We start from the raw sequence: 9,589 nt of genomic DNA on the forward strand, positions 1-9,589 counted from the left end.
TAGAGGTTGCAGTGTGCTACTAGGGACTACTGCTGGTTCTGATGTGGGGCAAGGAATTATCGAAGTCGCTGGAAGGGTTGACGGCTTGGCCATATTCCCTAGTGGATATGTAACTTCTTTACCGCTTTTATCGTTAAGCCGGAACATTCCGATTGTGCGGCTTAGCCAAGGTCCTGTTGAAGAGCCGCTGGCGTGCATCTGTTGTGACAACGAGGCAGGCATCAATCAACTAGTCGATCATCTTATTGATGTGCATGGTGTCCATGACATTGCGTTCATAGGTGATTGTAGCAATTATGATACTTACTCGCGATTTACTGCACTACGTAAATGCTTGAAAAGACGGGGCCTTGATGTCCCGAAATGTCCGTTGGATGAAAACAGCATGACTGCAGCGGATTCACGTCTGGTGGGGTTATGCGAGGCTATAGATCATGGGCGGTTGCCGCAGGCGTTGATGTGCACAAACGATCAGACTGCGTTTGAGGTCATTCAAGTCCTGCGCGATGCGGGATTAGGGGTGCCGGAAGACGTCATTGTAACGGGTTTTGATGGAGTCCTTGCTGGCGAACTGATGTCCCCTTCACTGACCACGGTTCGTCAGCCTATGGAGACTATGGGGCGTCTTGCTGCTCAATTGTTAGATGAGCGTGCGGGAGCACCTTGGGAGCGTAATGAATATCATCAAGTCCCAGTTCGATTGCTTGTGCGTGAAAGTTGTGGCTGCTGATTAGTTGATTCTTAAGGGCATTGATTCCTGATTTGCGGCAGGTACATCCAGACGGGATTGCGTGTCGAACAGGTGTGGAATTTGACAAACAACAATCTACGCGCTTAAATAGTAATTGCAATCTAAGCGGTTAAATCCATAGATTGCAAGAAAGCAAAAGGTTCAAGGAGGAATGAAATGAAGCGTAGCATGTTCAAGGCCTCGATTGCCGCGGTCGCCAGCGTGGCGATGCTGGCCGGGGTGGCCGGGTGCGGGAGGACGAATGACAATTCGGCGGCCGCAGACGACGTCACCACCATCGATTCGGGCAAGGCCACCGGAGAGCTCACCGTATGGGCCATGGGCAACGAGGGCGAGCTGCTCGGCGACTTCGTCAAGGACTTCGAGAAAGAGAACCCGGACGTCAAGGTCAAAGTGACCGCAATCCCGTGGGCTTCCGCGCATGACAAGATCCAAACCGCCATAGCCGCCGGTAAAGTGCCGGATGTCATGCAGATGGGAACAACATGGATGGCAGATTTTTCAAATGCTTTTCAAAGAGTACCTGAGAATTTCGATTTAAGCGATTTGTCAGATGGCCCGCTAAAGACTGGACAAGTCAATAATGTTCAGCTTGGTATTCCTTGGTATGTGGATAGTCACGTACTGTACTATCGAACCGATATCGCAAGGAAGGCAGGATGGGATAAAGCTCCGGAAACCTTTGATGAACTCCATCAGATGGCAAAAGACGTGAAATCCGTTGAAGGTGTCAAGAACGGTATGGCTATCGGTGCTGGAGGTGCGGATTCGTGGCAAGGTACACTCTGGGCGTATTTCTCCGATGGGGTTTCGTTGATGAACGACAAGAAGGAATGGACTTTGGACACTCCTGAGATGAAAGAAGCGACGGAATATATCGATAGGTTCTTCAAGGAGGGGTTGTCGAGTACTAGTTCTGATGCGTTGCCGGGTGTGGGTATTACTAAATTTGTTTCGGGGGAGACTGCGATTATGACTGGCGGTCCGACCACCATTAGCCAGATTGCAACACAAGGTGGAGATCCTGACACGTACGCTACAGCTGTCATTCCCAAGGGCAGCAAATCCTCTACTTCGTTTGTTGGTGGCGCTGATTTGGTGGTAATGAACGAATCTCAGAATAAGCAATCGGCTTGGAAATTCATCCAATGGATGATGCAGCCGGAAACTCAGGTTAATTGGTATCGGAAGGCTTCGGTTCTCCCTTCTTCGCAGAAAGCTTGGGAGTCGGATGTATTGGCGAATGATGAGAAGCTCAAGGCATATGGCGATCAGCTGAAGAGCACATCAGCCCCTCCTGCCGTTGTGACGTGGACTCAGGTCTCTGCTGCCGGTGATCGCATCATGGAGCAAATTCACAAAGGGCAGATAAGCGTAGAGGACGGTCTCAAGAGACTCCAGTCCGAGGCCGACTCGATAGGCATCGGTGAATGAGTCCGGTTGGAAACGCCAATCTATAGGTAACCGATGATGGCCAAGCGCTCATTAGACAAGGCGAAGGGCTACGGCAGCGCCCTTCGCCACCGCCGGACACTGCTCGCATGGGGATTCGCCCTGCCGTTCGCAGTCATCTTCTGTGTGTTCATGCTGATCCCCCTGATTTCCTCGATGGCGATGTCGTTCACCGACATCACCTCCCGCGACCTGCGCACCCCGTTCAACGTGAACTTCGTGGCGCTCAAGCAATACATCGCGTTGTTCTCCGATGCGCGTTTCCTGCATTCGCTGCAGGTCACCGGCATCTTCGTGCTCGTCGGCCTGCCCATCACCATGGTCATCGCCCTCGCGTTCGCGGTGGCGCTCGACAAGGGTCTGCAGCACGTCAACGCGTTCTTCCGGGCCCTCTTCTACGCACCGGTCCTGGCCAGCGTCGTGGCCGTCTCGGTGGTGTGGCGCTACATCCTCCAGGCCGACGGTCTGCTCAACTCGCTGCTCTCGCTGGTCGGCATCCAAGGGCCGGACTGGCTGCACGACACGCATTACGCGTTGCCTGCGCTCATGGTCATGACCATCTGGCGCAACATGGGCACCTTGATGATCATCTTCTTGGCCGGCCTGCAGGCCATCCCGGAGGAGCTCAAGGAGGCTGCGGCGATTGATGGGGCCAGCAAGTGGTGCGCATTCCGTTCCATCACCCTGCCGCTGCTCAAGCCCACGCTCCTGCTGGGCGCTGTGCTCCTGTCCGTGGCGTACCTGCAGTTCTTCGAGGAATCGTTCGTCATGACGCAGGGTGGCCCGCTGGACTCCACGCTGTCCGCCGCATACTACGTCTACCAGAAGTTCGGATTCGGCCAGTATGGCATCGCTTCCGCAGCCAGCTGGGTGCTGTTCATCATCATCGCGCTGGTGAGCGTACTGCAGTTCCGTGTGCTGCGTTCCGATGGCTGAGATGGCTGAAACTACTGAAAGGAGACATGATATGAGCGCAACAACCAAGTCCGTGTCAATTCCGGACAACAAGCTCTCGCTCGGTCAGCGATTTGTCAAAGGTCGTGGCATCTCGTACATCATTCTCGCGCTGATTAGTGTGGTCTGGATTTTCCCCTTCCTGTGGATGGTGCTCGGATCGCTCAAGACCCAGCGGGAGATTCTCGCCAAACCACCGAAGCTCCTGCCTGAGCACGCGACCCTCGCGAACTTCACGCAATGGTTCACCCAGTTGAACTTCGGTTCGTTCTTCACCAACAGCCTTGTGGTCGCTGTGATCACCGTACTCGGCAACATCGTGTTCTGCTCGATGGTCGGATACGCGTTGGCCAAGATGGACTTCGCGGGCAAGAACATCCTGTTCGGCGTGGTTATGGTTACGCTGATGGTGCCATCCGTCGCCACGTTCGTGCCGTTGTTCGTGATTATCTCGAATCTGCACCTTTCGAACACGTACGCGGCGCTGATCCTGCCGTTCCTGTGCCAGCCGATTGGCGTGTTCCTCATGCGTCAGTTCATCGGCGGCATCCCGGACGCGCTCATGGAGGCCGCTAGGGTCGACGGCGCGGGGGAGCTGCGCATCTTCTTCCAGATCGTGCTGCCGCAGTGCGGTCCCGCCCTGGCGACGTTGTCCATCCTCACGTTCCTGTCCAGTTGGAACAACTTCCTGTGGCCATTGGTCTCTGCGCAGAGCGAGGAGATGTACACGCTGCCGGTGGCGCTGTCCCTGTACTCCACCGGACAGAACGCCACGAACTACAGCGTGCTGCTCGCCGGCTCGGTCTTGGTGATCACGCCCATCCTGCTTTTGTTCGTGTTCCTGCAGCGCTACTTCATCCAGGGCGTCGCCATGACCGGCATCAAGTAACAACTCCTTATATCAGAAAGAGGTTTCCATGACTTCCGCAACCTATTCCTTCCCAGATGGCTTCCTCTGGGGTGCGGCCACGGCCGGCCACCAGGTCGAGGGCAACAACACCGCCAGCGACTGGTGGGCAGGCGAACACTCCCCGCGCACCGACGTCAAGGAGCCATCCGGTGATGCCGCCGACAGCTACAACCGGTATCGCGACGACATCCGCCTGCTCGCCGACTCGGGGCTGACCACCTACCGTTTCGGCATCGAATGGGCGCGCATCGAACCGGCCGAGGGATGCTTCTCCAAGGCAGAGCTCCTCCACTACCGCGCGATGATCGACGCCTGCCATGAATACGGCGTTGAGCCGATGGTGACCGTCTACCACTTCACGATGCCCCTGTGGTTCGCCGCCGAAGGCGGATGGAAACGACCGGACGCGCTCGAGAAATTCGAACGCTACGTGCGCTACGTCCTGCCGATCCTGCACGACGTCAAATGGATCTGCACCATCAACGAACCCAACATGGTCGCACTCACCCAGGGCGGCACCGAGGGAACGGACTTCATCGCCGCCTCCCTACCGGCCCCTGACCCGGTGATCTCCAAGGCACTGGTCGATGCACACCACATGAGCCGCGACATCATCAAGCAGGCCCTGCCCGACGCCAACGTCGGATGGACCATCGCATGCCAGGCGTTCCACGCCATGCCCGGATGCGAGAAGGAAATGGAGGAATACCAGTACCCTCGCGAGGACTACTTCACCGAGGCCGGTACTGGAGACGACTTCATCGGAGTACAGGCCTACCTGCGCACCTTCATCGGCAAGGACGGCCCGGTCCCGCATCCGGACGACGTGGAACGCACGCTCACCGGATGGGAGTACTTCCCGCCGGCGCTCGGCATCGCCGTCCGCCACACATGGCAGGTCGCCAAGCACACGCCCATCGTCGTCACCGAGAACGGTCTGGCCACCTCGGACGACAACCGGCGCATCGACTACACGTTCGACGCCCTCGCCGGCCTGCACGACGCGATGGACGACGGCATCGACGTGCGCGGATACATCCACTGGTCCCTGCTCGACAACTACGAATGGGGCTCCTTCAAACCCACCTTCGGCCTAATCGGCTGGGACGAGGACACCTTCGAACGCAAGCCCCGCCCCTCGCTCAACTGGCTCGGCGCCATCTCCCGAACCGGCACCGCATTCCACCCGCTACGATAGACGCCATCGCGATATCCCACGCCAGTCAAGAGAATATGGCCGACCGCGTGATGAGGCGATTCCCGATATTGCCTCATCACGCGGTCGGCCATATTGGTTGTCTCTTCCAAAAGAAGGGGAGGGGAGTCAGGCGATGCAGGCGAGTATCATGCCGGTGATCCGGTCCATCTCGTCGCCGGGGACCCAGCCCACGGTTTCTGCGTTGCGGGCTTTCAGGTCGAGCGCCTTGAGCTGCTCGACCTCCACGAATCCCTCGATGGTCTTGTTCATGGAGATGGGGTGGATTGGCAGATGCAGCGGATATCCGTTGTCCTGCGACGTGATGGCGCATGCGAGCGTCAGATTGCAGGTGCGGCTGAACTGCTCGTTGCCCACGACGAGCAGATAGCATCGTTTGTGTTGCTCGTGCCCCGCTGCTGGGTCGAGGTCGGCCACGACGATGTCGCCGCGACGGTATCCGTTGCCGGTCATAGCTCCTCCCGTCCCGCCGGCGCGGCGAATCCGTCCCCGGTGGCCTGGGGGCCCTGATATCCGGCGAACAGTGCGTCGAGGTCGGGCAGGGTGTAGCGGCCGATTCTTCTGGCGGCTCCGGTGGCCGGGCGGATGATGATTGCGCCGTCGCGCGTCTCCAGACTCACCGTCGTGCCCTCGTGTATGCCGGTGGCCTCCCTAATCTCGCGGGGGATGCGGATGCCCTCGCTGTTGCCCCATTTGGCGACCGTCGCGGTTGCTTCCATGACCGGACTTCCTTTCGTATATCCATAAGGATATACATTTCTGATTCGTCGGCCAATACGTGCGCCCAGAAGGCTGGTTTCCTGCATCGGGTCAGGCATTGCGGCCTTCCCCGCCGCGCATCCTACGGGGTGCAAGGGTTCCCGTCTTCACCGCCCGATCGCCGTTCGCCGTCGCGGGTGGCATCCGCGTCTTGTAAAACAGGGAATCCAAGTATCGTAAAATCGTGAATCGATAAGTTGTAAAACAGGGAACGATAATCTCGCGGCATCCCCAATCCGGGGGAATTCCAACCTCATTATGCGCGTACGAGCTGACCTGTGGGCAGTCCCCTGCTCAGACGCGAACGTTCGTTGCGTCGTCGGTCATCTCCTGACGTTCGGGATTCGATGTTGGTGATGACTGCGTCATGCTCGCCGCGGGCCGACCTCTACCGGAGTGCCTCTCCGGACCGGTCCGCTCCGGTGTCGCCGTACCGGTCGAGCGGCGTGCGTCCCGCCTTGAGCAGTGTGTCGCGCAACGACTGCGGTTTCCAGCACGGTGATGCGCACGCGCCGCTGTTGGTGTATTGCATAGTTTGGTTCGGTCGGCGGCCGCCATGTCCCTCTTCGGGATGTAGGCCGCGACCAACTTGTGGCATACCGGCGTGTATTTGCGTCTGCCGGAACTCATTCCCCACCTTGGTGAAGTTCACGAGGGCGTACGAATCGTATTCGTTGCGAGTGAACTCCTCGGCGATGGTGGATTTGTTCACGCGCCGGGCCTCTAAATCAGCATGACGGTCTGTCCCTCGCTTGACCGCTTCCATTCGACCAGCCTGTCGTATGCCTTGCGACGTAGCATCGTTTCTCCCTATGATTGCATGTTTCTCAGGGATAATCACACCATGGGATTGCATATTTATGAGGTTTCGCATAGTGCGTAGATTGCACGTTTCTGAGGTTTGGAGGAACTGACGTGAACGGGGGCGCTCCGCCGCCCGGATTTTGGTCATCTTCTCGGTCGCTGACTGAGACGCTGACCGAGATGATGACCGAGAAGAACACCGGCGCACGCAGAATCCGCCGTCGGTGGTCCGGAAAGATCAGGCAGGCCAACGGTTTCCCGGTTGCGGGGGGGGGTCGTGTCGGCTTGGACATCTTGGTCATCTTCTCGGTCGCTGACTGAGATAATGACTGAGATGGGGGGTGATATGACCGAGTCGTTGGAGGATTTGTCGAAGGACGCCAGGCAGGCTATCGGGCGGCTACGCCGATATGGTACGGACGATGCACGGTGTGAGGCGAAATCCTGCTCGGACCGTTTGAGCTCGGATGTGTGGGAGTCGGTCAGCGCGTTCGCAAATACGTTCGGCGGGCTGATTCTGCTCGGTCTGGATGAGCGTCGTGGGTTTGCCTTGGCGGAGCATTTCGACTTGGATAAGGTCCGTGACCAGTTCATCGAAGGCATGGGGGACGGAGGTGTCTCCGGCTCACGCCTCGGCAATCCTCCCCGTTATGTGATGGACCGTGTCGAGGTGGACGGCGGGCAGGTCCTGGCCATACGGATCATCGAGAACGAGATTGGGTTCAAGCCTTGCTACATCCTTGCCAAGGGGGTGGAGGCGGGCAGCTACAAGAGGGGGCGACGACAAGGACCTCCGGTTGACGCATATGGAGATCTACGAGTACCGCAATGCGCTGATTCCGAGTCGGGCGGATTCCACGCCGGTCCCGGAAAGTGGTGTTGATGATTTGGACGGGGAGCTGACGGATGCCCTGATCGGGCGGAAGCTCACCTCGAAGGCGTTGGCAGGCGTTACGGACCGGGCCACGCGGTTGGAACGGCTCAATGTCCTCGCGTCCGACGGCAGGGTGCGGCTGGCTGGCCTGCTTGCCTTGGGGCAGTATCCGCAGCAGTTCGAACCCAAACTGCTTATCGACGTGGCATGCCATCCTGGAACCGGCAAATCCATGCCGGGCATGCCTCGATTCCTGGACCGCGTGCTATGCGACGGACCGTTGCCGACGGCCATCGAGGATGCGGTGCATGCCACTGTCAGGAATCTGCGCACGATATCCGTCGTGAACGGGGTGGGCCGCCGCGATGAATGCGAGCTGCCGGTGGAGGCGTTGCGCGAGGCCATCGCCAACGCGGTCGTGCACCGCGAATACCATCCCTATTTCACCGGGCAGTCCGTATCCGTGGACGTATTCTCCGATCGTGTCGTGGTTCGCAACCCGGGCGGGCTGTGGGGCGGCAAAACGTTGGAGAACATCGCTGATGGAACGTCGCGCTGTCGTAACGCGATCCTCATGCAGCTGATGGAGTCGGTGCCGGCTCCCGTCGCCGGTCCGACGATCGAGGGACAGGGCTCCGGCGTGGAGCTCATGGTCCGGCTGATGCGGGAGCGTGGATTGCCCGAGCCGGAATTCCGGGCGTCGGCGGATCAGTTCGCCGTGGTGTTCCACCGTCCCGCGAAGGCGGATTGGAGGTTGACGAGTCGTGTCGGACAGGATGACCTTGCCGGCGACGATCCAATCGTCTCGGCATCCTTCGTCGGTATCGGCGGGAAGCCAGGTGCTGGTCGCGAGGTGGCGTTCCTGTCGATCATGACGCGTCAGGGGGCCTGCAGCGCACGCGAACTGGCCGAACAGACCGGCGTATCCGTGGAAACCGCGCGACGTACGCTCAGGTCTCTGGTCAAGCAGGGCAAGGTTGTTCCCACCGACACCACGAACAGTCGCAACCGCAGATACCGGCTGCCGTGATCGAAAAACATGCGGTCGTGGCAGCCGCGATTGCGGGATGTCGGCGCTGCGCCCCGCCGGCGACGGACCGTTTCCCACCGTCATCGTGCTCAACGGATTCGGCGGCGGCATCAACAAGGTGCGTGCCGCCGCCTACGGGTCGCGTGGCATGCAGACCCTGGCCCTCGGTTACTTCAAGGTCCCCGGACTGAGTCCCTATATCTCCAACACGCCGTTGGAGCACTTCAAGAAGGCCTTCGACTACGTCATCGACAATCTTCAGCCGCGCGGAGGCCGCCCGACCGTCGGCGGCCAGTTGCGAGGCGGCGAGCTAACTTACCTGCTGGGGCGATCTATCCCAACAAAATCGCGGCATCGGCCCGTCAAGGTCTTTCGGCCATGATGTGCCGGTAGATGTCTCGGGGCAGGTGACGGTGGCCGAATCCCCTGACCTGGATTCCGTCGTCGGTGCGCCGGTAGATGATTCTCGTATCGGCCTTTGCGCCGCGTGCGCGATGGTGTTGGAAATGGAAGGAACACCATTCCGACAGGTCGTATTTGAGCGATGCGCCTTCCACCCTGCCGTCGACCAGGTCGTCCATCGCGGTGCACCGATGCGGCATCGCATGCTTGGTGAATCTTGACGGCCGCGTTTGCTCGTTCGTCTCCCGCCGGTGTGCTGACCGGTGTCGGTCGTGTGAGGTGCCGGTTGCGGGCTGGTTTGTGCGCGGTTCCGGGTCATCCGGCTGAGCTTGTGCTGGGTAACTGCGGTGCAAACTGGGGTGCGCGGCCAGTGATGGGACGAAACGTAAGTTTCAAACGAAGCAGTGTTACGTTTCGTCCCATTTTGCCACCGGGGG

The 9,589-nt window shown here is 59.1% G+C and carries 12 protein-coding genes; 8 read left to right on the top strand and 4 right to left on the bottom strand.

Annotated features, from left to right (window positions below; genetic code table 11):
- The 5 genes from BG22_RS10485 to BG22_RS10505 form a co-directional block, all read left to right on the top strand.
- Positions 1–730: LacI family DNA-binding transcriptional regulator (locus BG22_RS10485; RefSeq protein ID WP_140495391.1), on the top strand; the 730-nt coding region annotated here is incomplete at its 5' end.
- A gap of 177 nt (positions 731–907) precedes the next feature.
- Positions 908–2,185, top strand: a complete 1,278-nt coding sequence (locus tag BG22_RS10490; protein WP_140495393.1) for an extracellular solute-binding protein — start codon at positions 908–910, stop codon at positions 2,183–2,185.
- Positions 2,186–2,221: 36 nt separating this feature from the next.
- A complete protein-coding gene (locus BG22_RS10495) occupies positions 2,222–3,139 on the top strand; it encodes a carbohydrate ABC transporter permease (protein ID WP_181163496.1) in 918 nt (305 codons plus the stop codon).
- 31 nt (positions 3,140–3,170) lie between these two features.
- Positions 3,171–4,046 carry a carbohydrate ABC transporter permease gene (locus BG22_RS10500; protein ID WP_140495395.1) on the top strand — a complete coding sequence of 292 codons (876 nt, stop codon included), beginning with the start codon at positions 3,171–3,173 and terminating at the stop codon, positions 4,044–4,046.
- Between the two features lie 28 nt (positions 4,047–4,074).
- Positions 4,075–5,265, top strand: a complete 1,191-nt coding sequence (locus tag BG22_RS10505) for a glycoside hydrolase family 1 protein (protein WP_140495396.1) — start codon at positions 4,075–4,077, stop codon at positions 5,263–5,265.
- A gap of 126 nt (positions 5,266–5,391) precedes the next feature.
- Here BG22_RS10505 and BG22_RS10510 read toward each other — a convergent pair whose 3' ends face one another.
- The 3 genes from BG22_RS10510 to BG22_RS10520 all read right to left on the bottom strand — a co-directional run bounded on the left by BG22_RS10510 (position 5,392) and on the right by BG22_RS10520 (position 6,754).
- Positions 5,392–5,736: a type II toxin-antitoxin system PemK/MazF family toxin gene (locus tag BG22_RS10510; RefSeq protein WP_140495397.1), complete on the bottom strand. Its 345-nt coding sequence runs from the start codon at positions 5,734–5,736 to the stop codon at positions 5,392–5,394.
- Positions 5,733–6,002, bottom strand: a complete 270-nt coding sequence (locus BG22_RS10515; protein WP_140495399.1) for an AbrB/MazE/SpoVT family DNA-binding domain-containing protein — start codon at positions 6,000–6,002, stop codon at positions 5,733–5,735. The genes BG22_RS10510 and BG22_RS10515 overlap by 4 nt, the downstream gene beginning before the upstream one ends.
- A gap of 428 nt (positions 6,003–6,430) precedes the next feature.
- Positions 6,431–6,754 carry a hypothetical protein gene (locus BG22_RS10520; RefSeq protein ID WP_140495401.1) on the bottom strand — a complete coding sequence of 108 codons (324 nt, stop codon included), beginning with the start codon at positions 6,752–6,754 and terminating at the stop codon, positions 6,431–6,433.
- A gap of 438 nt (positions 6,755–7,192) precedes the next feature.
- On the opposite strand from BG22_RS10520, the gene BG22_RS11310 reads away from it, so the two are divergent.
- Genes BG22_RS11310 through BG22_RS10530 form a run of 3 tightly spaced genes read left to right on the top strand, consistent with a single transcriptional unit; the run spans position 7,193 to position 9,132 of the window.
- Positions 7,193–7,729, top strand: a complete 537-nt coding sequence (locus BG22_RS11310) for a helix-turn-helix domain-containing protein (RefSeq protein ID WP_258186344.1) — start codon at positions 7,193–7,195, stop codon at positions 7,727–7,729.
- The gene (locus BG22_RS10525; protein ID WP_258186345.1) at positions 7,653–8,750 is read left to right on the top strand and encodes an ATP-binding protein; all 1,098 of its coding nucleotides are present in this window, start codon (positions 7,653–7,655) and stop codon (positions 8,748–8,750) included. The genes BG22_RS11310 and BG22_RS10525 overlap by 77 nt, the downstream gene beginning before the upstream one ends.
- 37 nt (positions 8,751–8,787) lie before the next feature.
- On the top strand, positions 8,788–9,132 hold the full coding sequence (locus BG22_RS10530) for a hypothetical protein (RefSeq protein WP_140495403.1): 345 nt from the start codon (positions 8,788–8,790) through the stop codon (positions 9,130–9,132).
- Here BG22_RS10530 and BG22_RS10535 read toward each other — a convergent pair.
- Positions 9,113–9,331 carry a hypothetical protein gene (locus BG22_RS10535; protein ID WP_140495405.1) on the bottom strand — a complete coding sequence of 73 codons (219 nt, stop codon included), beginning with the start codon at positions 9,329–9,331 and terminating at the stop codon, positions 9,113–9,115. The two genes, BG22_RS10530 and BG22_RS10535, sit on opposite strands and share 20 nt — an antisense overlap.
- Positions 9,332–9,589 lie beyond the last annotated feature (258 nt).

It is taken from the genome of Bifidobacterium sp. UTBIF-78, assembly GCF_006408945.1.
GTDB lineage: Bacteria > Actinomycetota > Actinomycetes > Actinomycetales > Bifidobacteriaceae > Bifidobacterium > Bifidobacterium myosotis.

Excerpts from the sequence above, each read along its gene's own strand:
- BG22_RS10490 (WP_140495393.1), top strand. The coding sequence starts at position 908 with ATGAAGCGTAGCATGTTCAAGGCCTCGATTGCCGCGGTCGCCAGCGTG.
- BG22_RS10495 (WP_181163496.1), top strand. The coding sequence starts at position 2,222 with ATGGCCAAGCGCTCATTAGACAAGGCGAAGGGCTACGGCAGCGCCCTT.
- BG22_RS10500 (WP_140495395.1), top strand. The coding sequence starts at position 3,171 with ATGAGCGCAACAACCAAGTCCGTGTCAATTCCGGACAACAAGCTCTCG.
- BG22_RS10505 (WP_140495396.1), top strand. The coding sequence starts at position 4,075 with ATGACTTCCGCAACCTATTCCTTCCCAGATGGCTTCCTCTGGGGTGCG.
- BG22_RS10510 (WP_140495397.1), bottom strand. The coding sequence starts at position 5,736 with ATGACCGGCAACGGATACCGTCGCGGCGACATCGTCGTGGCCGACCTC.
- BG22_RS10515 (WP_140495399.1), bottom strand. The coding sequence starts at position 6,002 with ATGGAAGCAACCGCGACGGTCGCCAAATGGGGCAACAGCGAGGGCATC.
- BG22_RS11310 (WP_258186344.1), top strand. The coding sequence starts at position 7,193 with ATGACCGAGTCGTTGGAGGATTTGTCGAAGGACGCCAGGCAGGCTATC.
- BG22_RS10525 (WP_258186345.1), top strand. The coding sequence starts at position 7,653 with ATGGAGATCTACGAGTACCGCAATGCGCTGATTCCGAGTCGGGCGGAT.
- BG22_RS10530 (WP_140495403.1), top strand. The coding sequence starts at position 8,788 with ATGTCGGCGCTGCGCCCCGCCGGCGACGGACCGTTTCCCACCGTCATC.
- BG22_RS10535 (WP_140495405.1), bottom strand. The coding sequence starts at position 9,331 with ATGGACGACCTGGTCGACGGCAGGGTGGAAGGCGCATCGCTCAAATAC.